We start from the raw sequence: 21,603 nt of genomic DNA on the forward strand, positions 1-21,603 counted from the left end.
CTTCTGTTGCGTCAATCGTTGAGGCAACAGCTAACGCACTGCCCCTTAACAGCGCGCTAACAGTTAAAATGCGGCCTATCCTGTGCGTTCAGGTGTCGCGCAGAAAGATGATTTCGATCCGGTTATTGCGCACGGCCATCGGGTTTTCATCGCTCAATTCCCGGTCGGCATGACCGGTCACGCGATCCAGCCGAGAACCCGCAAAACCCTTATCTTCAAGCAGTTGGCGTACCACTTGCGCGCGCGAGGTCGATACATCCCAGGACGGGTCCTGCGCCAGAACCACGGGCGAGGCGCTGACGTGACCCTCGACCGAGACAGCATTTGTCACCAGATCCGAAGATCGCGTCACCAGCAGGGCCAGCGCTCGCATCATCGGGGTCGGTTCATCCGTTCCCGATTCGAACAGCGGCTGATCTTCGGTATCAAACAGCTCAACCACCAGACCTTCGTCAGTGACGCGCGTTACGATATGTTTCAGCACCTTGTCAGACACCATGCTTTCCCCGGTATGCCCCAGAAGCTGCGCCTCAAGCGTCGAGAAGTCCTCGGACATTTCCTTGCCGCCATCGGGATTCACGCCGATCGACCCCCGCGCTTGCCGCGCAATCGTCGGGTGCCGCTTGGTCGCGCCCGAGCCATCCATCACCATGGTCACTTCGGAAAACATGTTGTTGCCGCCAAAAGCCCCATCGCCCCCGCCCGAGACCGGGTTCACCGGTATTGTTGGCGAGAAGTAATCTGCCAGCCCTTTGCGTTGTTTCTCAGTCGTTGCATTCAGCAGCCACATCAACATGAAGAACGCCATCATGGCCGTGACAAAGTCGGCATATGCGACTTTCCACGCGCCGCCGTGGTGACCATCGCCACCTGACACACGTTTCTTCTTGATGATGATTGGCGCCGCATTGGATTGCGCACCCATCTCCACCACCTTTTCTATCACCCGACTACAGGCGTAGCGGGGCAGGTCTTAAGGTGGGCTTAACACTTAAAACTGTCCTGATTTCGCTAGCGCGGCAAGTTGGCGTTGGCCCGCCGCAGGATCAGTTGTAGGCGGTTGAAGCTGTTTTTGATTCCATCCGGTTCAGATTTGCCAAAGAACGCGTCTAGTTCCTCATGCACGCGCACGGCCTGATCCAGCAGCGGGTCTGCGCCTTCGGCATAAAGCCCGGCCTTGATCATGACTTCGGATTGTTCATAGCTGCCGACCAGTTTGCGGGTTTCCGAGATCAATTGGTTTTCCTCTGCGGTCGCCGCCCCCGGCAGGCTGCGCGATACCGAACTGCTAAGGTCAATGGCCGGAAACCGCCCGCGCTCGGCAATGTCGCGGCTCAGCACGATATGCCCGTCCAGAACCCCGCGCAGGATGTCGGCCACTGGTTCATCCATATCCGATCCCGCGACCAGAACACTGAACACGGCGGTGATATCACCTTGGTCCGCCGCTCCGGGACCCGCGCGTTCACACAACCCGGCAATCAGCGGCGTGACCGAAGGTGGGAAGCCCCGCAACGAAGGCGCTTCGCCCATGGCAACGGCGATTTCGCGGTGCGCCTCGGCAAATCGCGTCACCGAATCGGCCAGAAACAATACGTTCAGCCCCTGATCGCGCAGATACTCGGCCACCGACATTGCCGACCAGGCGCAACGCCTGCGGGCAAGCGCCGATTGGTCGGACGTGGCCGCGACAACGACCGAGCGTTTCATCCCCTCTGCCCCCAACGCATGTTCGACAAACTCGTTCACCTCGCGCCCGCGTTCGCCCACCAGTGCCACGACAACGGCATCCGCCTGCATCGATTTCGCGAGCGTTGCCAGCAAGGTGGATTTTCCGACGCCCGATCCGGCGAACAGACCGATGCGCTGACCCTGGACCACGGGCAGCATCGTGTTGAGCATCGCTAAACCGGTCTCCATCCGTGCGCCCAGCGGTTTACGTGCCACAGCGGGGGGCGGGGCACGCATGATGCCCTGTTCCTGTACACCCGCAAGCAGGGGCTTCCCGTCCAGCGGTTTGCCAAAGGGATCGACCAGGCGCCCCAGCCAGTGCATGCCGGGTGCGAAAGCGGGTGTCTGGTCCAGAATCACCCGGTCACCCAGGCACACCCCATCCGGCGCGGCGGTTGGCATCATGTGAATACCGTCGGCCTCGACATGCAGCACTTCGCCCGGCAGATCCGGGCCATTACGACGCCGCAATGTCAGGTGGTCACCGATTCGCGCCTGCCCTTCAAGCCCTTGTATTTCAATGACTCCGCGTGCCACGCCGGTAACGCGTCCCATATGGCGCACAGCAGACAGACGGTCGAATTCACACTTCAGAAGCATCGGGTCGAGATCGGACATCGTGGGTTCTCCAACGGGTTTCTGCAAACGCTTTCTAAAGGAATCGGGGTTAAGCCTTGATTGAAATTGATCGAGGGAGAAGCCCCGATGTTCTATGACCTGAACGTCTTTAAGGCAGCGTACGCAATGGCAACCCATGCCGGGCAACGGCAGGCAGTGATTGCGCGCAACATGGCCAATGCAGATACGCCCGGCTATCAGCCCCGCGATATCGAAGGTTTTCAGAAAGCATTCGAAAAATCAGACCGTCAGGTTTCGATGTCCGCCACCCGCGCGGGTCATCTGAACGGCGCCACCGCCCCACAGCCCTGGGCCGAGTTTGAGGTTGCGCCCTCGGGCGATCCAAACGGCAATGGAGTGTCTGTCGAGGAAGAGATGTTCAAAGCGGTCGAGGTCAAGCGCCAGCATGACCGCGCGCTGACCATCTACAAATCCTCGATGAACATCCTGCGCAGCAGCCTTGGCCGGTCATAAGGAGTGTAAGACATGAGCGATTTTTCCCATTCCCTAGCCGCCTCAACCAATGCTCTGCGTGCGCAATCAGCCCGCCTGCGGCATGTGTCCGAGAATATCTCGAACGCCGATACGCCAGGTTATCGCCGCAAAACTGTGCCGTTTGAGACGGTGCAAAAAAACGGACAAGAGGTGGTGCAGGCCGGGCGCGTCAAACTGGATCGCCGCGAGGGTTCGCGCATTTATGACCCCGGTCACCCGATGGCGGATGAAACCGGCCATTACCGTGGCTCGAATGTCGATCTGATGATCGAAATCGCAGACGCACGTGAGGCGCAGCGCAGCTATGAGGCCAATCTCAAGATGTTCGACCAGTCACGCCAGATGTCGTCGAGCTTGATGGAACTTCTCAGAAAATAAAGGACACCAGAATGGATATCCGATCCCTGACCGCGGCACAAAACTACGCTGTCGCTCGCCCGGCCACGCAGGCCGATCCTGATCACGCCGGATTGGCGCAAGGGCTGCGCAGAACGTTTCAGGACTTTACAGCGACGCTGAAGCATTCCGAGCAAATGTCGCAGGCCGCCATGACCGGCCAGGCCGATCCCCACGCTCTGGTACAGGCACTGGCACAGACCGAGCTGGCCGTGGAAACGGCGGTCATTGTCCGCAACAAAGTGGTCGAGGCGTATCAGGAAATCCTGCGGATGCCGGTCTGATCGGATGCTCAGCGAAGGTCTCTTCTATGACATTGTGCGCCAGGCGCTGTGGGTCGCGGTCATTACCTCGGTTCCTATCCTGGCGGTGGCGCTGGTGTCGGGCCTGATCGTGGGTCTGTTTCAGGCGCTGACCTCGGTACAGGAAATGACACTGACCTTCGTGCCCAAGCTGATCGCCATCGTCATCGTGTTCTGGATCTCGATGGGGTTCATGACCCAGACGCTGGTGACGTTTTTCACCACAACCCTCATCCCATTGATCGCCGGAGGTCGCTGATGGATACCGCCTATACCACTTTGTCCCGTCAATCGGGCCTGATGAATGAAATGCGGCTGGTGGCGAATAATATCGCCAATGCCAACACCACCGGATATCGCGCGCAGGGTCTGGTGTTTTCCGAGTTTGTCCGCGACTTGCCGGGCAACCCGTCCCTGTCCATGGCACGGGCCGAGGCGCGCAACACTTCATTGCAGCAGGGCCTGCTGACGGAAACCGGCGGCCAGTTTGATTTTGCCATCGAAGGTGATGGGTTTTTCATGGTCGAAACGCCATCCGGCAACAGGCTGACCCGGGCCGGAGCGTTCTCACCCAGTGCCGAGGGTGATTTGGTCACGATGGACGGCCACCGGGTGCTGGACAGCAACGGCGCACCTGTTTTCATCCCGCCGGATGCTGCGTCGATTGACGTTGGCAGCGATGGCACACTGAGCATCGAGGGGCAATTGCTGGGGCAGATCGGCGTCTATCGTGTGGCCGATCCCAAAACGCTAGTGCGTGAAGGCAGCACGCAGTTCCGCGCCGAGGGCGAAATTGACCCGGTCGAAAACCCAGTGGTGCTGCAGCGTTTTCTCGAAGGGTCCAACGTCAATGCGGTCGAGCAGGTGACCCGGCTGGTGGAAATCCAGCGCGCCTATGAGCTGGGCCAAAGCTTTCTGGAAACCGAAGACGAACGTCTGCGCGGCGCGCTCAAGGCGCTGATGCGTTGATTTGTGAAAAGGAGATTTTGACATGCGAGCATTGAAAATCGCGGCTACGGGCATGACCGCGCAGCAGATGCGGGTCGAGACGATCTCGAACAACCTGGCGAACACGAACACCACCGGCTACAACGCCCGCCGGGCTGAGTTCGCGGATTTGCACTATCAACAAATGGCGCGGGCCGGGTCGGTGAACGCCAATGACGGCACCGTTCTGCCCACCGGAATTCAACTGGGTCTGGGTGTGCGTCCAGCGGCCGTCACAGTGCAGTTGGCGCAGGGTGGCTTGTCGGCCACCGGGAGCGATCTGGACGTGGCCATCGAAGGGCGTGGTTATCTTGAAGTAACGCTGGCCAATGGTCAGTCGGGTTATACCCGCGATGGCAGCCTGAAACGATCCGCCGAGGGGTTGATCGTCACATCAGACGGGTTTGCCGTCGCGCCCGAGATCACCATTCCTGACGATGCCCGGTCGATCTCGATCAACGCTGCGGGCGAAGTTTATGCCTATTTCGACGACACGGCAGACGGGCAGTTGTTGGGTGAGCTGACGCTGGCCAGTTTCTCGAACGCCAAGGGGCTTGAGGCGATTGGCAGCAATCTTTTCAAGGAAACCGAAGCCTCAGGCGCACCCGTGGTCGGCACACCGGGTGAGGATGGTCTGGGCACGCTGCGGCAAGGGTATCTTGAAGACAGCTCGGTCGATGCGGTGCGCGAAGTGACCGAACTGATCGAGGCGCAGCGGGGATATGAGATGAATGCCAAGGTCATTTCCGCCGTCGACCAGATGATGGGCGCAACCACACAGGTGCGGTGATGCGGTTTCTGGTTTTGATGTTGGCCCTTTTGGTGCCGGCCTCGGTACAGGCCGATATCGTCGTGCCGACTCGCACTATTCGCGCCAAGGAAATCATCTCGGCGACCGATCTGGAGCTTAAGGCCCAGCAGGTGCCCGGCGCGATAACCACGCCTGAGTTTCTGATCGGGCAAGAGGCCCGCGTCGCGCTGTATCCCGGACGCCCGATCCGTGAAGGCGATGTGGGTCCACCGGCCCTGGTGGATCGCAACGATCTGGTTGTCCTGATCTTTGACCGCACACCGCTGTCGATCACCGCAGAAGGCCGCGCGCTGGGTCGTGGGGCCGCCGGGGATCGTATCCGGGTTATGAACCTGTCCTCCCGTACCACTGTGACGGGCCTTATCCGGCCCGACGGCCAAATCGAGGTAAAATGATGTCGCAACTTTCGAAGTCTCTGTTGTTTGCCATTCTGGCGGTGTCAGCCTGCGGGCGCTTGGATCATCTGGGCAAACCGCCAAGCTTCACTCCGAACGAAGACTCCCCCGAACATGTCGCGATGTTGTGGCCGGGCCTGCCTTTGCACACCCAGCCGCAGCGCAATGTCGACAGATCCTCACTTTGGAGCGGTGGGCAACAATCGCTGTTGGGCGATCAGCGGGCGATCAAAAAGGGAGATATCCTGACGGTCGTGATTGAGCTGGACGAAAAGGCTGAGTTTTCGAACGACACGGAACGCTCGCGATCTGCTTCGGAAAGCCTTGGCATCGTCGGCCTGTTTGGCCTGCCACAGCGCGCGGCGGATCATCTGCCGGAAGGGGCGTCGCTGGCGGACGCGGTCGAGATCGATTCCGCCTCAGAAAGCACGGGCGAAGGATCGGTTAAGCGCAAGGAAAAGCTGACGCTGCGTGTGGCCGCGACCGTAATCGACGTGCTGCCAAACGGGGTACTGTCGATTTCGGGCTCGCAAGAACTGCGCGTCAATTTCGAACTGCGCGAGCTTTTGGTGACGGGCTACGTGCGACCACAGGATATCTCGCGCAAAAACGAGATCACCTATGACAAGATCGCCTCGGCCCGCGTGTCTTATGGCGGGCGCGGACAGATCACTGACGTGCAGCAGCCGCGTTATGGCCAGCAGATCCTGGATGCTGTGCTGCCGTATTAAGGAGCGGATGTGATGAAGAAACTTCTACCCGTCGTATTCTTGCTGATCGGTCTGGGGGCCGGTATCGGTGCCGGAGTTGTGTTTGCGCCCTCCGGTGAACCGAAAGAGGCCGCAAAACAGGAAAAACCCAAGGCCAAGGCGGAAAAACCCAAAGAGAAATCCGCCAAGAAAAAGGACAATGCTGGGAAAAAGGACACGCAAAGCGACTATGAATACCTCAAACTGACCAAGCAGTTTGTGGTGCCCGTCGTCGATGCGGACCGGATCGCGGCGTTGGTCACCATGTCGCTGAGCCTTGAAATCACTCCTGGCATGACCGAAGCTTTCTACGCGCTTGAACCCAAATTGCGCGACGGTTTTTTGCAGGTCATGTTTGATCACGCCAATACCGGTGGTTTTGATGGTGCATTCACTGAATCGGACAATATGAGCGTTCTGCGCAAAGCGTTGCTGGAGACAGCGCGCAAGGATTTGGGCGATGATGTGTTTCAGGTTTTGATCATGAGCGTCAACCGTCAGGACGTTTGATTCTGACGGGGTTATACGCTGTTTAGTAGGGTGACGATTTCCGGTGCTGGGCGCGTTTGTGTGCCTTTTTCTGGGCGTCTGACAGGTTGGTGACGGCTTGTTTGCGGCCAAAGGCCGAGCGCAGCGCGTCCATCGCCGACAGTTTTTGCGCCCGAATCCGCGCCAGTTCCATATTCAACTGGCGGCGCGTGGCCGACTCCCAACCGTTCCACAACACATCGGTGCCAGTGACTCGGTACCCCTCGGCCGCGGTGCTGTCTTGGCGTGATTGCCTGACCTGCGCGTCCAGCCGCGCCAATTGGTGTTGCGCGCGTGCTTCAGCCTCTAGCAGGGGGCGCAGGGCGTTGTATTCTTTTTGAAACACGGCCTCTGTAACGTTTTTCAGGTCTGATAGGGCTGCTTGTTTCATCTGATCTGTCCTTTGGCCTTTTTGCGCATCGCCTCTGCAAATCGGATGGCAGCAGCGACGGGGCGATAATGTTCTTCCGCGATTTCCTGTCCGATCTCGACGGCGGCATGCAGGGCGCGGGCCGTGGGCGGGTCGGAATGAATGGGAACACCAGCCTCAGCAGCCCGACCCCGGATTGCTGAGGCTACCTCTTCCACGCCTTTGGCCACGCAAACAGGGGCTGACCCCGCCGTCCGGGCCCATTTCAAGGCCACCGCGTAATGGGTCGGGTTGACGATCACCACATCCGCCGAGGGTACGTCGGACATCATCTGGTTCGTGGCGATATCCTGCGCGCGCTGGCGGCGTTGTTGTTTGACATGCGGGTCGCCTTCGGCATCCTTGGTTTCGTCCTGAATTTCCTTGCGCGACATCCGGTTCTTGCGAATATGCTCGGCATGTTGCCAAAGATAGTCGATCACCCCGATGGCAAGCGCCACGGTGATGACGATGAACAGGAAGCGAAACAGAAAATTCATCATCAGCATGACCGATGACCGCGCCGGAGCGGCGCTGGCGGACAGAATCTCGTTTAGGTTGGAGCGCAGAAACAGCGCCAGACAGGTGCCGTAGATCACCAGTTTCACAAAGCTCTTGGCGAATTCGAACAGGCCGCCGCGCCCGAATTTGTTTTTCGCATTCGAGATGATCGAGATGCGGGACAGTTTGGGTTTCAGTTTGCTGGGCGCAAAGATCAGCGCACGCTGGGCGATCAGGCTGAGCAGAACAGCGGCGGCGGGCACAGCAAACAGAACCGTGACGGACAACAGCGCCGTTTTGACCATCCCACCGACCGGGCTTGCGGCGGGCCCGTCGGTCAGCAAGGGAGCGATTGTGTCGGCCTGATTAATCATCACGACAAACAGGCTTCCCATATGTTGCACACCGAATTGCCCGGCCGCGAACAGGGCAATGAGGAACCCGGCATAAGCGGCAACCACGGACAGGTCGTTGGACTTGGCAACCTCACCCTTTTCGCGCGCTTTCTGGAGCTTCTGCGGCGTCGGCTCGTAGGACTTGTCGCTGTCGTCTTCGGACCCGCTCATCTTGGGTCCTCAAGCGGGTTCAGCATGAAGGCAAAAAAGGCATCAGACCAGACAGACAAGATCAGGGGCGTGCCCGCGAACAACAGGAACAGGCCCGCAAAAGTAATGGCCGGAGCGCCAACGAACGCCACCATCAGCTGCGGCATCGAGCGGTTGATGACGCCAAGCGCAAGGTTATAGATCAGCGAGGCGATCACGAAGGGCATAGTCAGCGCAAACGCCAACCCAAAACTGCGCGCAATTTGCTGCACCCCCCATTGCGACAGGTCCGGGGCTAGTATTGGGGTGCCCATTGGAAACAGCGTATAGCTGTGGATCAGAAACTGAGCGACGCGGATGTGCAGGCCGAGCAAAACCGCCAGTGTCAGGCCAGCCAGTGTCAGAAGATATCCCATCGCGGGCACGGGATCTGCAGCGGCTGGACCCAGAATCTGCGACAGCGATGTTGCCTGCGCCGCAATCGATCCTGCCGTTTGCAGGGCCAGCACGAACAGTCGCAGCGACATACCCAAGGCCATCCCGATCAGCACTTCGGTCAGAACCAATTCTGCCATTGGCAACAGGCCGGGTGGGGCAACAGGCGCCGCAATCGCTGGTGTCACAATAAGGGTAAAGGCAGCCGCGATGCCGAATTTGACGCGGGTCGGAATGCTGCGCTCGCCAAAGGCGGGCAGCAGCGACACCATGGCCGAGACACGCAGGAAGACGGCAAAGAGGTGCCACAAACCCTCACCCAGCTGGGGCAAAAGCTCGGGCGGTAGCGCGATCACGCGGGCACCGTTCCAACCAGCGAAGGCCGCGCCTCGAGCCCGATTTCTTCGAACGACAGCACCGGGTTGGCTATGCCGCGCGCGTGCATGATGGTGCGCAGCAAACGGCGACGGCGGGTCGAGGTGACCAACGCCGGAAACAGCCCGTGATCGGCGGATTGCGCGACACTGTCGACCACGCCATCGGCCAGCTTGTTGAACAGGTTCGGCGGCAGCGCCACGTCGAGACCCGCTGCAGGCGCGTCGATCTGGTAGGTGGTGAAGGTATCCTCCCACTCCGGGGCCAGTTGGATCAGCGGGATCGATCCGTCTTCGCGTTTCATCTCGGCCACCAGTTGGAAACCCAATCTCTGCCGGACCAGTTCGCAGATGCCTTCGGGTTGGGTGGTGGTCAGCCGCGCCTCGGCCACGCTTTCCAGAATCAGCGCCATGTTGCGGATCGAGACCCGTTCGTCCAGCAGCAGACGCAGCACCGCATGTAGCGTGTCGATCGGTACCTTGTCCGGGATCAACTCGTCCAGAAGCTTGCGGTTAGCCTCGGCCCGAACCGGATCGCTGAGCCGTGTCATCTCGGACAAAAGGCGGCGCAGGGATTTCAGCGTCAGCAGGCGTGAGAAGTTCTGTTTGATGATCTCAAGCAGATGAGTGGCCAGAATCTCGGGCGGGGAAACGATGGTGGCCCCACTAAGCGCGGCGGCCTCTTGATCCTTGGGCAGAATCCAGCGGGCGGGGGCGCCATAGACGGGCTCGGTCACGTCATTACCCTCGGGCAGCATGTCGCGGTCATCCTGTACCAGCGCCAGAACCAGATCGGGGTTCAACACGCCGCGCGCCTGTTCGACGCCCTGGACCTTGACTACATAGGTGCCCATGGGCAGATCGGCGCGGTCGGTCAGGCGGATGTCAGGCAGGATCAGGCCAAAGCTTGAGGCCACATAGGTCCGCATATTAGCGATGCGCGCGTCCAGCCCGGTGCCGGGGTTGAGGACCATGCTGACCAGATCGGGGGCAAACTCCAGATGCACATCGTCCAGGTCCAAAATATCGCCAATGGCTTGCGAGACCGGTGTGTCTTTCTGCGGTGTTGGGGCCAGCGCCTCTTCCGCTTCGCTCTTTTGCTTGCGATGGACGTAATAGGCCGCATAGCCCAGAACACCCGCCCCCAGGATGAATGGCAAAAAGGGCAGGCCGGGCACCAGCGCAAACAGCACCATCAACATGGAAACTGTTGCCAGGGCCGCTGGATGCCGGCCCAGCTGCGAGAAGATTGCATTGTCGGTCGCCCCCTGCGTACCGCCGCGGGCCAGCAACAGGGCTGACGCGATCGATATGATCACCGCCGGGATTTGCGACACCAGCCCGTCACCGACGGTCAGGATGGCATAGGTCTCGAACGCGGATGAGATTGGCATCCCATGGACGATCACACCCATGATCAATCCCATCACCAGGTTGAGCAACGTGATCAGCAGTCCGGCTATCGCATCGCCTTTGACAAATTTCGACGCCCCATCGAGAGAGCCGAAAAACGTCGTCTCTTGCTGCTCACGCTCGCGGCGTTCTTTAGCCTGTTGGTGGTCGATGGCCCCGGCGGACATGTCGCTGTCGATGGCGAGCTGTTTTCCCGGCATGCCGTCCAGGGCGAACCGCGCGCCGACCTCGGCCATGCGGGCAGCGCCCTTGGTGATGACCATGAAATTTACGATCAGCAGCACGCCGAACACCACCAACCCCAGAAAGATACTGCCGCCCATGACGAAGTCGGCAAAACCTTCGATCACGTCCCCAGCGGCATTGGGTCCCGTGTGCCCCTCTCCGATGATAAGCTTGGTTGAGGATACGTTTAGCGACAGCCGCAGCATCAGCGAGGCCAAAAGGATTGTCGGGAAAGACGAGAAATCCAGAGGCCGTTCGATAAACAGCGTCAGCGTAAAGATCAGGATCGCCAGCGCGAACGAGGCTGCCAACCCCACATCCAGCACCCAGGCGGGCATCGGCAGGATCATCATCACGATGACCGTCATCAGCGCCAGCGCCAGCAGCACGGTCGGAGAAAACAGGGAACGGGCGTCGATCTTGGACACGCATGCCTCCTAGTTGAACGAGATAAAGGCGGTGGCAGTGCCCGAAGGCGGAACCAGCGACCCCAGCGCGCCGCCACCCGGTTGCGGCAGGTTGACCGGGATCAGAGGGGTTGCGGCGGTGGTAAACGGGTCGCGCGCGGCCCGTTCCGGGGCAGTGGGCAAGGATTGATCCAGTTGTGCCAGTACGGTCTGAAACCGGCCCGAGTAAGCATTGGCCAGCGATGGTGTGCGGGAATGATAGGCCCCAACGGCTGCGGGCCACGATCCAAGCTCGGCATACAGTTCATTCAGAAACCGGGCGGCGTAGGTGGCGTTTTCATCCGGGTCGAACATGGCGTCGATGGACCGGAATGCCTTGCCGTGCCAACGGTAATTGATCTGGAAACAGCCGATGTCAAAGCTGCGCTTGCCTGCTTTGAAAATGTCGAAAACGTAAGATTTCGCCTCAAACTCGGACGTGAACCAGTATCCTTGCCCTTCGACATTGATGGTCCAGGGCCAGGGTTCCAACTGCCCGTCCCGCAACCGCCCGGTTTCCACCCGCGCAATCGCGCGTAAGACATCCAGCGGTACACCCTGGGATTGGGCAGCGCGGCGCGCGGCTGCATCGCAAATGCCCGCACCGCTGGCATCGGGCATGGCAAAGACCTGTTGCGCCGCACTCAACGCAAGCAAACTCAGGCCAAAGATCAAACGATGGGGCATTCTGCCGGTCCGGGATTCTGATCAGTCCCGGCCAAGCTAATCCTGCTAGGGTTTACAGAGGGTTATCAGCCGTTCAGATTCGATCAATCCGGCGGCCGAAGACAACGCTGGTATTGGTGCGCAGCACGCCGGGGATCTTGGCCAGATCATCAACCAGAATATCCAGGTCCTCGATCCGCGGGGCCTCGGCCGATAGCAGGAGGTCGAACTCGCCATTTATCGACAGGCAGAGCTTGACCTCGGGGTAAGCCTCAAGCCGATTGATGATACGCTTGGTTTCCTTTTGCTGCACTTCCAGCAGCACGACCACCTGTACGCTCGGGGCGTCTTCGGGGCTGTTCAGAACCACCGAATAGCCTGCGATCACGCCACGCTCTTCCATGCGGCTGATGCGTTCATGCACGGTGGTTCGGGCCACGCCCAGCTTCGCGGCAATCTTGGTGGTCGATTCGCGAGCGTTGTGCTGCAGGGCGGCGATGATGCGACGGTCTAGCTGATCCATGATGCACCAAGGTGTAATGTACCGGGGCAGGGGGGCTCAAGACATGTCAGCATGTTCTTTTGAAACGGCTTTCCGGTCCGAACGCGGCCAGATCACAAGGGCCACCATAACCCCGGGGGCCGCGATCAGGGTCATCCAGCCCAACGTTGCCGCCGTGCTGGTTGTGGTCATGATCCAGCCGGTCAGTGGATATAGCACCAGCCAGCAGGCGTGCGACAGGGTGAACTGGGCGGCAAACACGGCTGGTCGGTCTTCGGATCGGGTCGAGCGGGTCAGCAACCGGCCTGAAGGCGTCAGCGTGGCGGAATAGCCAAACCCGATGCAGGCCCAGAGTATTGCGAGACCGATCAGAGAGATCGGCATAGCCGCGAACAGGATGGCAGAGAGACCAATTGCCAGGGTTCCGAAAATGGCCCCGCCTAGCATAACGGTGCGGTCCATGAACCGATCTAACAGTTTGGGCAGGGCAAATGCGGCCAGCATCGAACCACCGCCGAACCCGGCCAACGCTATGGCCACAGCGCTTTCCGACAGGCCCAAATCGGACCGCACAATTACAACCGTATTGACGATAATCATCGCGCTGAGGGTCGCTGCTGTCCAAGTCAGGGCAAGTAATCCGCGCAGTCGGGGTGTGCTCAGGTAAAGACGAATGCCGCGTGTCGTACGGTCATAAATACCACGGCGTCTTGTCGGTTTGGGTGAGGGCAGGGCAACCGACACCACCAACAGTGCCGAGGCGATGAACCCCTGCCCCGTACCCCAGAACAGGCTGTCGAAACTGACGAACAGCAAAAGCGCTGCGGCCAGAGCAGGGCTGAGCAGGCTTTCAAGATCATAGGCAAGCCGCGACAGGGAGAGCGCCTTGGTATAGTCCTGCTCATCGGTCAGCACGTCGGGGATGGTGGCCTGAAACGCCGGGGTGAACCCGGCGGATGCGGATTGCAGGACAAAGATCAGCACGTAAACCTGCCAGATCTCGGTCACGAAAGGCAGACAGACCGCAACTGCCGCACGCACCAGATCCAACGTCACTAGCATCCGGCGGCGGTCGAGCCGCTCTGCGAAGGCTGCGGCAAGTGGGGCGACGACCACATAAGCCACCATCTTGATCGTCAGCGCGGTTCCCAACACCAGACTGGCCGCGCCACCTGCCAGATCATAAGCCAGTAGCCCCAACGCAATTGTCGCCAAACCGGTGCCTGTCAACGCAACGACCTGAGCTCCCAACAGATGGCGATAGGTGCGGTTTCGCAGGACACTCAGCATCGGCGGTTCGGACCTTTTTTCAATTTGGCGTCGCGTCAGGGCCTGCTTAATGCCAGACGCACTGCGGCCTTATCCATTTTCCTGGCAAAGCAGTTGGGGTCAAGAAATCCGCGCATGTTTGTCGCATTCTATTGATGGCGTTGAGTTTACGGGCCAAACCTCCTATCTCGGGGGCGATATCGCATAAAGGAAGACCCCGTGGCGAACCATCTTTATAAAAACGACCTGCCGGACGGGTTGGACCTGGGCCCAGTGGTGGCCATTGATTGCGAAACCATGGGGCTGAACCCGCATCGCGACCGCCTGTGCGTGATCCAGATGTCGGGCGGCGACGGCAACAGCCATATCGTGCAGGTTGAAAAGGGCCAGACGCACGCACCAAACCTGTGCGCCATGTTGGAAAACCCCGACGTGTTAAAGCTATTCCATTTTGGACGGTTTGACATTGCCGCGATGTACCACACCTTTGGCGCACTGGCCGCGCCGGTCTATTGCACCAAGATCGCCAGCCGTCTGGTGCGCACCTATACCGACCGTCATGGCCTGAAGAACCTGTGTCAGGAGCTGATTGGTGTCGATATTTCGAAGCAGCAGCAGATGAGCGACTGGGGGGCCGAAACCCTGACCGACGCTCAGCTGGAATATGCGGCCTCGGACGTTCTGTACTTGCATCAGCTACGCGATGCGCTGGACGGGCGTTTGGCCCGCGAAGGCCGTGCCGAGATGGCACAGGCGTGTTTTGACTTCTTGCCGATGCGTGCGAAACTTGACCTCGCAGGCTGGCCCGAAACGGATATCTTTGCACACTCATGACTGATAACGAGTCCTTTCTGAGAACCGCCAAACAGGTCGTCGCCGACGAGGCCCGCGCGCTGGACGTGCTGGCCGACAGTCTGGACGAGCACTTTGCCGAAGCCGTGCAGATGATCCTGCAGGCTCCGGGTCGCATCATCATCAGCGGCATCGGCAAATCCGGCCATATCGGTCACAAGATTGCGGCCACTCTGGCCAGCACCGGCACGCCTGCCTATTTTGTGCATCCGGCCGAGGCCAGCCATGGGGATCTGGGCATGGTCTCCAAAGGTGATGTGGTTGTGGCGATTTCCAATTCGGGCGAGGCACCGGAACTGGTAAACCTGCTGGCCTTTACCCGCCGCTTTGGCATTCCGCTGATCGGCCTGTCCAGCAAGCCGGAAAGCACGTTGATGAAGCAGGCCGATGTGCATCTGCTGATCCCGTCGCTGGGTGAGGCTTGCGGGTTCGGCATGGTGCCCTCGATCTCGACCACGCTGACATTGGCGATGGGCGATGCATTGGCCATTGCGCTGATGAAATACCGCGACTTCCAGCCCGAGGATTTCCGCGCCTTCCACCCCGGCGGCAAACTGGGGGCGCAGCTGTCCACTGTGCGCGATCTGATGCATGCCGACCTGCCCGTGGTGCCTGTTGGCACCCCGATGAGCGAAGCCTTGCTGGTCATGAGCCAGAAAAGCTTTGGTGTCGTCGGCGTGACCGACGAGGCGGGCCGCCTGATGGGTATCGTCACGGATGGTGACTTGCGGCGGAACATGGAAGGGTTGCTGAACAGAACCACCGAAGAGGTGATGACCCGCAACCCGATGACCATCGCACCAAACGCTATGGCGGAAGAGGCGGTTGCGATCATGAACGATCGCAAGATCACCTCGCTGTTTGTAGTTGATCCCGAAGGACAGGGGCAGGCCGAGGGGCTGCTGCACATCCACGACTGCTTGCGCGTCGGTCTGGGCTAGGTAGGGGCTGAGCGGTGGACGGACATTCACGCATGGTTCAGTTTTTTAAGGTGGTGCTGCCGTTGGTGGCCATCTTGATGCTGTCCACTGTGTTCTTGCTGTCGCGCAGCATCGAAACCAATGTGTCCGTGCCCTTTTCCCAACAGGATATCGACGAACGGTTGGCCGATCAGGTGGTGACGCAGCCAAACTACCGCGGCACCACGCGCAAGGGCGAAGAGGTCCAGATCCAAGCAACCCGCGCCACGCAGGGCACCGAAGTTTCCACCCCGACAGCGGCCGAGTTCCGGGGCCGCCTGGGCCTTTCGGGCGGCGGCGTTATCACGTTGGATTCCAACTCTGGCATGATCCGCCCCGACAAAAACACCGCAACCTTTATTGGCGATGTGGTCATCACCTCGACCGATGGCACCGAGATCACAACCGATCTGCTGAACACCGCGCTGGATGAAATTCGCGGTGACGCGCCGGGTGAGGTGCACGGCACCGGAATTCTCGGCAACATTTCAGCAGGTGGCATGACCTTTGGAACGGAAAAAAAGGACGGACCGGTCCATATTATTTTTACAGACGGCGTGAAGCTGATATACGAGCCTGAAAAAGCAGAAAGATAACCTGTGTTCGATTTTCGATTTGTTCCACTTTGCCTTGTACTGACACTTGGTGCTTTTTCTGCGGCGGCGCAGGAGACTCAGGTTGCGTTTGGCGCGGTCAAGGCTGACCCTTCGCTGCCGGTCGAGGTGACCTCGGAAACCCTCAACGTCAATCAAGAAAACGGCTCGGCCGAATTTGTAGGCAATGTGATCGTCATTCAGGGGGAAATGCGCCTGACCGCTGAACGGGTGCTGGTTCTGTATAATGAGGATCGCTCGGGTATCGAGCGGATGGAAGCGACCGAAGATGTGGTTCTGGTCAGCCCGCCCGACGCGGCCGAGGGTGACTGGGCCGAATACACCATTGATTCAGGTGTGATCGTGATGAAGGGCAATGTGCTGCTAACGCAGGGGCCCAGCACCATCAGCGGCGATCAGATGAATGCTGATCTGACCACTGGCACGGCAACGATGACAGGCAATGTCAAAACCATCCTGCAGCAGGGCAATAATTGATGGCGCGGCCTGAACTGACCGTGGCCGAGGGGCAATCCGGCCTCAGAATAGAAAAGCTACGGAAATCCTATAGCAAAAAGACCGTGATCCGCGATGTGTCGATGACGCTTGACCGGTCCGAGGTCGTGGCGCTGCTGGGTCCGAACGGGTCGGGCAAAACCACCACGTTCTACTCGGTTGCCGGGCTGGTCTTCCCCGAGGCGGGCACGGTTACGATCGACGGGCAGACCGTGACGACATTGCCGATGTACCGCCGCGCGCGTTTGGGCATCGGATATCTGCCGCAAGAGATGTCGATCTTCCGCGGCATGAGCGTCGAGGACAACATCGCCTCGGTTCTGGATATCACCGTCCGCCATGCCCATCGCCGCAAAGAGCGGCTGGAAGAGCTGCTATCGGATTTTTCGATTGAACACCTACGCCGGGCACCCGCGCTGGCCTTGTCGGGCGGTGAACGCCGCCGGGTTGAAATTGCGCGCTGTCTGGCGGCCGATCCGAAATACCTGCTGTTGGATGAGCCTTTTGCGGGTGTCGATCCGATCAGCGTGGGCGATATCCGCCACCTGGTCGCTGATCTGAAAAAACGCGGTATCGGGGTTCTGATCACCGACCATAACGTGCGGGAAACGTTGGAGATTGTGGATCGCGCCTATATCCTGCATGACGGTCAGGTGCTGATGTCTGGCACCCCGGACGAAGTGGTCGAAAATGAGAACGTCCGGCGCGTTTATCTGGGTGAAAATTTCCGTATATCATAGGCTTGCGCAGAAATGCGCCGACTGCATGGCGGAAATCACGTATATACACGTCTGTTTTGATTGACTCTCCCGCCGTCTCTTGCCTCAATTGGGTCATGGCAATTCTTCGGTTTCCGTCTGGATCACGATGCCCCTTCCTGGAAGGGCAAATGGCGCGGCTACTGCAGGATATGCCTTATTCCCCCACCCGATAAAAACACGTGCGTCGCGTAACGTGACGTAAGAATGGGTGTGAATTGTGAAGGAGATCACATGCGTTACCAAATCAGCGGAAAACAGATCGACATCGGCGCGGCGCTGCAAACTCACGTGCAGACCGAACTGGGCGAGGTTGTGGGCAAATATGCCCAGCGTCCGACAGATGCCAACGTCGTCTTTTCCCGTTCAGCGCATGAATATGTATGCGAAACCACCGTACATCTTTCTACGGGGCTGACGGCGCAGGCCAAAGCTCATGCAACTGAAATCTATGCAGCGTTCGAAGGTTGCTGCGACAAGATGGAAACACAGCTGCGCCGGTATAAGCGGCGTTTGAAGGATCACCACAAGGATCGGTCTGAGCCTGTTGAACTCTTTGGGGCGTCGTCCTATATCCTCGCCTCTGACGAATCTGACTCGGCAGCCGAACCCGAATCTCTGCAGCCGATGATCGTGGCTGAGATGGAAACCAAGATCCCATCGCTGAGTGTTGGTGAAGCCGTCATGCAGATGGAACTGGCCGGCGCCCCGGTGCTGGTGTTCCGGAATGAAAACAAGGACGGATTGAACGTCGTTTATCGTCGGGAGGACGGTAATATCGGCTGGATCGATCCGTAACAGGCAAGAATAGCAAAGGCAGGCCCCTGCAAATGTGGGGGCATCGCCATGGAGCGTAATCATGGAGCTTTCGAGCATATTGAAGCCCGAAGCAGTTCGCGTACTGTCCGCCGCTTCCAGCAAGAAGCGGTTGTTTCAGGAAATTGCGGATGTGGCTGAGGCAGCGTTGGGCCTTGATGCCCAGATTGTTGTCGAAGGGCTGCTGGAACGGGAAAGCCTGGGGCCGACTGGTGTGGGTCATGGCGTGGCTTTGCCGCATGCCCGTATGGCTGAATTGGAAAACGTTTCAGGCGTGTTTGTCATGTTGGAAAAACCGATCGATTTCGGATCGGTTGACCGCCAGCCGGTCGATATCGCCTTTGCCCTGTTCGCCCCAGAAGAGGCCGGGGTGGATCATCTGAAAGCACTGGCGTTGGTGTCCCGCACCCTGCGTGACACCTCGGTCTGCGCCAAGTTGCGGGCCAACCCGGACCCGGTCAAGTTGTATGCGATTTTGACCGAAGCGCAGTCTATGCAAGCGGCCTAAGCCTTTAAGGATATGAAAAAAGCCCCCGGTTTTCCGGGGGCTTTTTCGTTTTCGGATGGGGTTGCGGTTAACCGCCAGCGCCCATTTCCAACGTCCACCAGATTTTCCCGCCACCTTCCTGATGCCATGCAAAACCCATCTGCGTGGCCTTGGGGTCCAAAATCACCGAGCGCGGACCAGGTTCCTGCATCCAGGCGGCCAGCGTTTCGGTTTCGGTTTCATAGGTCTCGGAAATTGCTTCACCCAGGAACGTGCCAAAATAGCCCACGCGCTGGGCGCGGTCGATTGGCGATGATCCGTCCGACCCAAAATGCCATGGGCGGTTTTGCCGTGCCATGTCCTTGGCGTGGGTGGCGGCCGCGGCATTAAGCTGCGAATTCAGCTGCACTGACTGCAAGCCCTGCGCCTGACGCAATGCGTTGACCGAATCAAGCATGCGGAACTGCAGTTTTTCGGGATTGCCCCGGATTTTGTAGACGGTCGGCAGCGGCCGGCCATCCGATCCATATGTCGGGGTGCTGCTGGGTGTACATGCGGCCAGCGCAATAAAGCAGGTAAACAGTAATGAAATAATACGCGTCATGATCGACCTGATGATTGTGTTAATCTACGGCATAGCGTGACAGACCGTCTTGAGCAAACGCACAATGGACCCATTCTGCGTGATTCTGCCGGTTTGATTTGCGACTGAAGCATTCTGGCAATAGAATACGACAGATTTTCAGACTGGCCTTAGCAAAGGACCGCCCCTCATGGTCAAGAAACACATTCATGTAGCTTCCCGTCGCGGATTCCTGGCCGGGGCTTCAGCCCTGCTGGCCTCACCTGCGATTGCGCAATACATTCCCGGCGACCCGCTGCGCCCCGCACCCGAGGCGGAACCCAATGTGCGGCGAAATATCTCGGGCTTTCGTGCGTTGGATTGGCAACCCTATTTCTCGAACACAAATAACGGGGCCATTCTGGTCGATACCGTCTCGCGCGCGTTACATTACTGGTCCGACGACCAGCGGGTGTATAAACTTTACCCCTCGTCCGTACCTCTGACCGAGGAGCTGACGCGCCGTGGTCGTACAAGTGTGATCCGCAAAGTCGAGGGTCCGAGCTGGTCACCCACGCCCTCGATGAAAAAGCGCAACCCCGAATGGCCGGATTATATCCCGCCGGGTCCTGATAACCCATTGGGAACGCACGCTTTGTATCTAAGTTGGAAGTATTATCGCATCCACGGAACACATGACACGCGCAAAATCGGCCGCCGTTCGTCGAATGGGTGCATCGGATTGTTCAATGAGGATATCGCGGAATTGTTTTCAATGGCGAAGGTCGGCACGCAAGTGTTGCTAATTTGACGACATTTTCGCGCACGAACCCGCTTGCGGCGCAAGTTGCAATTGCATTCCAGTCGGATAGCTGGTTAGAAAAAAACACGAGGTAAGTCTTGGGTGTGCGGTTTCACTATTTGGAACCGTGCAAATTCTGGAGGTTAATATGAAGAAACTCGTTCTCGCCGCTGCACTGACTGCTGCTGCTTCGACCGCTTATGCCGGTAACCTGGAAGAGCCGGTTGTTGAAGCACCGGTTGTTGTAGAGGAAACTCAAGGTTCGTCGCAGGGAATCATCCTGCCGCTGATCCTGCTGGTCGTAGTTGCCGCAGCTGTTGCAGCAAGCTAATTTGACGAGCGTCATCTAGAGAAAAGGCGGTGGAGCGATCCACCGCCTTTTTTCATGCCTGATTGATGGGTGCTGCTTAGTCCAGCCAACCCTTCAGATTGTCTCCGATCACCTTGCCCAATGCCGCGATGTGCGAATCATCATCGTTGAGGCAGGAGATATAGGTAAAGGTTTCACCGCCCGCCTCTTCGAAGCTTTCCTTGATTTCTTCGTTGATCTCTTCCAGCGTTTCGATGCAATCGGCGGAAAACGCCGGTGCGATCACGGCAATGTTTTTTTTGCCCTGCCGCGCCAGCTCGGCCACGTGGTCGACCGTATACGGCTTCAACCATTCCTCAGGCCCGAATCGCGACTGAAAGGTTGAAACAAGCTGATCGTCCGACCAATCCAGCCGTTCCTTGAGCAAGCGCGAGGTTTTTGCGCATTGGCAGTGGTATGGATCGCCCTGCTGCAAATACCGTTCCGGCATCCCGTGATAGGAGCAAACCAATATATCCGGCTTGGTCTCCATCGCTGCATAGGCCTGTTCCACCGACCCGGCCAGAGCGTCGATATAGGCGGGTTCATCGAAATAGGCAGGTACGGTGCGGGCGGCCGGTTGCCAGGCTTCATCCATCAGAGCGCGGAAGAACTGATCATTGGCGGTGGCCGTCGTCGCGCCCGCATATTGCGGATAAAGCGGGAAGAACAGGATGCGGTCGCAGCCCGCCGCCACCATTTCGCGCACTTTCGATTTGGTCGACGGGTTGCCGTAGCGCATGCAGAAATCGACCAGCACCTGATCGCCATAACGCGCCTGCATTGCTTTGCGCAGCTTGGCGGTCTGGTCCTTGGTGATCGTCATCAACGGGCTTTCGCCCTTGTCGTGGTTCCAGATCGATTTGTACGCTTCGCCCGAGCTAAACGGGCGTTTGGTCAGGATGATTCCCTGCAGGATCGGTTGCCATTTCCATTTGGGATAGTCGATAACGCGCTGATCCGACAGAAACTCGTTCAGATACCGGCGCATCGGCCAATAGCTATAGTCGTCCGGTGTGCCAAGATTGGCCAGCAGGATGCCGACGCGGCCCATTTTGACCTTGGGGTGGTCCGCAGGGGCATGATCGGGGCGAGTGGCGTCAAACATTTCG

General features: G+C 58.8%; 29 protein-coding genes. 18 read left to right on the top strand and 11 right to left on the bottom strand.

Going from position 1 to position 21,603, the window contains the following annotated elements:
* Window positions 1-88: 88 nt before the first annotated feature.
* Both ACR0AL_RS14195 and ACR0AL_RS14200 read right to left on the bottom strand, forming a co-directional pair.
* A complete protein-coding gene (locus ACR0AL_RS14195; protein ID WP_170351881.1) occupies window positions 89-925 on the bottom strand; it encodes a flagellar motor protein MotB in 837 nt (278 codons plus the stop codon).
* 86 nt (window positions 926-1,011) lie between these two features.
* Window positions 1,012-2,331 (bottom strand): FliI/YscN family ATPase, encoded by a 1,320-nt coding sequence (locus tag ACR0AL_RS14200; RefSeq protein WP_480663634.1) that lies wholly within the window; start codon window positions 2,329-2,331, stop codon window positions 1,012-1,014.
* A gap of 105 nt (window positions 2,332-2,436) precedes the next feature.
* Here ACR0AL_RS14200 and ACR0AL_RS14205 point away from each other — a divergent pair, with 105 nt between their 5' ends.
* The 9 genes from ACR0AL_RS14205 to ACR0AL_RS14245 are packed head-to-tail and all read left to right on the top strand — an operon-like array spanning window position 2,437 to window position 6,994.
* Entirely contained in the window at window positions 2,437-2,823 is a 387-nt protein-coding gene (locus tag ACR0AL_RS14205; RefSeq protein WP_425082280.1) for a FlgB family protein, read from the top strand.
* Window positions 2,824-2,835: 12 nt separating this feature from the next.
* Window positions 2,836-3,222 (top strand): flagellar basal body rod protein FlgC, encoded by a 387-nt coding sequence (gene flgC / locus ACR0AL_RS14210; RefSeq protein WP_170379299.1) that lies wholly within the window; start codon window positions 2,836-2,838, stop codon window positions 3,220-3,222.
* A gap of 11 nt (window positions 3,223-3,233) precedes the next feature.
* Window positions 3,234-3,524 (top strand): flagellar hook-basal body complex protein FliE, encoded by a 291-nt coding sequence (gene fliE / locus ACR0AL_RS14215; RefSeq protein WP_170351884.1) that lies wholly within the window; start codon window positions 3,234-3,236, stop codon window positions 3,522-3,524.
* A gap of 4 nt (window positions 3,525-3,528) precedes the next feature.
* Window positions 3,529-3,801 (top strand): flagellar biosynthetic protein FliQ, encoded by a 273-nt coding sequence (locus tag ACR0AL_RS14220; RefSeq protein WP_058282142.1) that lies wholly within the window; start codon window positions 3,529-3,531, stop codon window positions 3,799-3,801.
* Window positions 3,801-4,511, top strand: a complete 711-nt coding sequence (locus tag ACR0AL_RS14225) for a flagellar hook-basal body complex protein (RefSeq protein ID WP_170361880.1) — start codon at window positions 3,801-3,803, stop codon at window positions 4,509-4,511. Before ACR0AL_RS14220 ends, ACR0AL_RS14225 begins: the two co-directional genes overlap by 1 nt.
* Window positions 4,512-4,533: 22 nt before the next feature.
* Window positions 4,534-5,319 (top strand): flagellar basal-body rod protein FlgG, encoded by a 786-nt coding sequence (flgG, locus tag ACR0AL_RS14230; protein WP_480649171.1) that lies wholly within the window; start codon window positions 4,534-4,536, stop codon window positions 5,317-5,319.
* Window positions 5,319-5,735, top strand: a complete 417-nt coding sequence (gene flgA / locus ACR0AL_RS14235; protein ID WP_170351887.1) for a flagellar basal body P-ring formation chaperone FlgA — start codon at window positions 5,319-5,321, stop codon at window positions 5,733-5,735. Before flgG ends, flgA begins: the two co-directional genes overlap by 1 nt.
* Entirely contained in the window at window positions 5,735-6,466 is a 732-nt protein-coding gene (flgH, locus tag ACR0AL_RS14240) for a flagellar basal body L-ring protein FlgH (protein WP_438826490.1), read from the top strand. The genes flgA and flgH overlap by 1 nt, the downstream gene beginning before the upstream one ends.
* Before the next feature lie 12 nt (window positions 6,467-6,478).
* Window positions 6,479-6,994: a flagellar basal body-associated protein FliL gene (locus ACR0AL_RS14245; RefSeq protein WP_480663501.1), complete on the top strand. Its 516-nt coding sequence runs from the start codon at window positions 6,479-6,481 to the stop codon at window positions 6,992-6,994.
* 22 nt (window positions 6,995-7,016) lie between these two features.
* Here the strand turns inward: ACR0AL_RS14245 and ACR0AL_RS14250 are convergent, their stop codons facing one another.
* The 7 genes from ACR0AL_RS14250 to ACR0AL_RS14280 form a co-directional block, all read right to left on the bottom strand.
* On the bottom strand, window positions 7,017-7,403 hold the full coding sequence (locus ACR0AL_RS14250) for a hypothetical protein (protein ID WP_170351890.1): 387 nt from the start codon (window positions 7,401-7,403) through the stop codon (window positions 7,017-7,019).
* Window positions 7,400-8,488: a flagellar type III secretion system protein FlhB gene (gene flhB, locus ACR0AL_RS14255; RefSeq protein ID WP_480663503.1), complete on the bottom strand. Its 1,089-nt coding sequence runs from the start codon at window positions 8,486-8,488 to the stop codon at window positions 7,400-7,402. The genes ACR0AL_RS14250 and flhB overlap by 4 nt, the downstream gene beginning before the upstream one ends.
* Complete coding sequence (locus ACR0AL_RS14260; protein ID WP_170351892.1) at window positions 8,485-9,258, bottom strand: flagellar biosynthetic protein FliR; 774 nt, start codon at window positions 9,256-9,258, stop codon at window positions 8,485-8,487. The genes flhB and ACR0AL_RS14260 overlap by 4 nt, the downstream gene beginning before the upstream one ends.
* A complete protein-coding gene (gene flhA / locus ACR0AL_RS14265; RefSeq protein WP_174820573.1) occupies window positions 9,255-11,282 on the bottom strand; it encodes a flagellar biosynthesis protein FlhA in 2,028 nt (675 codons plus the stop codon). The genes ACR0AL_RS14260 and flhA overlap by 4 nt, the downstream gene beginning before the upstream one ends.
* A gap of 69 nt (window positions 11,283-11,351) precedes the next feature.
* Entirely contained in the window at window positions 11,352-12,047 is a 696-nt protein-coding gene (locus tag ACR0AL_RS14270) for a lytic transglycosylase domain-containing protein (RefSeq protein ID WP_480649181.1), read from the bottom strand.
* A 73-nt stretch (window positions 12,048-12,120) separates the two neighbouring features.
* Window positions 12,121-12,549: an Lrp/AsnC family transcriptional regulator gene (locus ACR0AL_RS14275; protein ID WP_170351894.1), complete on the bottom strand. Its 429-nt coding sequence runs from the start codon at window positions 12,547-12,549 to the stop codon at window positions 12,121-12,123.
* Window positions 12,550-12,585: 36 nt separating this feature from the next.
* Window positions 12,586-13,818, bottom strand: coding sequence for an MFS transporter (locus tag ACR0AL_RS14280; RefSeq protein WP_480663505.1), 1,233 nt, complete (start codon window positions 13,816-13,818; stop codon window positions 12,586-12,588).
* A 198-nt stretch (window positions 13,819-14,016) separates the two neighbouring features.
* Here ACR0AL_RS14280 and ACR0AL_RS14285 point away from each other — a divergent pair, with 198 nt between their 5' ends.
* From ACR0AL_RS14285 to ACR0AL_RS14315, 7 genes are all read left to right on the top strand, one after another.
* Complete coding sequence (locus tag ACR0AL_RS14285; protein WP_170413020.1) at window positions 14,017-14,631, top strand: ribonuclease D; 615 nt, start codon at window positions 14,017-14,019, stop codon at window positions 14,629-14,631.
* Window positions 14,628-15,590, top strand: coding sequence for a KpsF/GutQ family sugar-phosphate isomerase (locus ACR0AL_RS14290; protein ID WP_170413017.1), 963 nt, complete (start codon window positions 14,628-14,630; stop codon window positions 15,588-15,590). The genes ACR0AL_RS14285 and ACR0AL_RS14290 overlap by 4 nt, the downstream gene beginning before the upstream one ends.
* 32 nt (window positions 15,591-15,622) lie before the next feature.
* Window positions 15,623-16,204, top strand: a complete 582-nt coding sequence (lptC, locus tag ACR0AL_RS14295) for an LPS export ABC transporter periplasmic protein LptC (protein ID WP_174818944.1) — start codon at window positions 15,623-15,625, stop codon at window positions 16,202-16,204.
* Between the two features lie 3 nt (window positions 16,205-16,207).
* A complete protein-coding gene (locus tag ACR0AL_RS14300; RefSeq protein ID WP_413247494.1) occupies window positions 16,208-16,699 on the top strand; it encodes an LptA/OstA family protein in 492 nt (163 codons plus the stop codon).
* Window positions 16,699-17,457, top strand: a complete 759-nt coding sequence (lptB, locus tag ACR0AL_RS14305; RefSeq protein WP_170351899.1) for an LPS export ABC transporter ATP-binding protein — start codon at window positions 16,699-16,701, stop codon at window positions 17,455-17,457. Before ACR0AL_RS14300 ends, lptB begins: the two co-directional genes overlap by 1 nt.
* A 252-nt stretch (window positions 17,458-17,709) precedes the next feature.
* On the top strand, window positions 17,710-18,273 hold the full coding sequence (gene hpf, locus ACR0AL_RS14310) for a ribosome hibernation-promoting factor, HPF/YfiA family (protein WP_170351900.1): 564 nt from the start codon (window positions 17,710-17,712) through the stop codon (window positions 18,271-18,273).
* 61 nt (window positions 18,274-18,334) lie between these two features.
* Window positions 18,335-18,799 carry a PTS sugar transporter subunit IIA gene (locus tag ACR0AL_RS14315; protein ID WP_170351901.1) on the top strand — a complete coding sequence of 155 codons (465 nt, stop codon included), beginning with the start codon at window positions 18,335-18,337 and terminating at the stop codon, window positions 18,797-18,799.
* Between the two features lie 67 nt (window positions 18,800-18,866).
* On the opposite strand, the gene dalA is transcribed toward ACR0AL_RS14315, so the two are convergent.
* Window positions 18,867-19,382 (bottom strand): divisome-associated lipoprotein DalA, encoded by a 516-nt coding sequence (gene dalA / locus ACR0AL_RS14320; protein WP_170351902.1) that lies wholly within the window; start codon window positions 19,380-19,382, stop codon window positions 18,867-18,869.
* 169 nt (window positions 19,383-19,551) lie between these two features.
* Between dalA and ACR0AL_RS14325 the strand changes: the two genes are divergently transcribed.
* On the top strand, window positions 19,552-20,151 hold the full coding sequence (locus ACR0AL_RS14325; protein ID WP_170351903.1) for a L,D-transpeptidase: 600 nt from the start codon (window positions 19,552-19,554) through the stop codon (window positions 20,149-20,151).
* Between the two features lie 139 nt (window positions 20,152-20,290).
* Window positions 20,291-20,473, top strand: a complete 183-nt coding sequence (locus tag ACR0AL_RS14330; RefSeq protein ID WP_010442520.1) for a hypothetical protein — start codon at window positions 20,291-20,293, stop codon at window positions 20,471-20,473.
* Between the two features lie 76 nt (window positions 20,474-20,549).
* Here ACR0AL_RS14330 and hemH read toward each other — a convergent pair whose 3' ends face one another.
* Complete coding sequence (gene hemH, locus ACR0AL_RS14335; RefSeq protein ID WP_480663508.1) at window positions 20,550-21,599, bottom strand: ferrochelatase; 1,050 nt, start codon at window positions 21,597-21,599, stop codon at window positions 20,550-20,552.
* Window positions 21,600-21,603: the final 4 nt, after the last annotated feature.

It is taken from the genome of Ruegeria sp. BB1, from assembly GCF_056539465.1.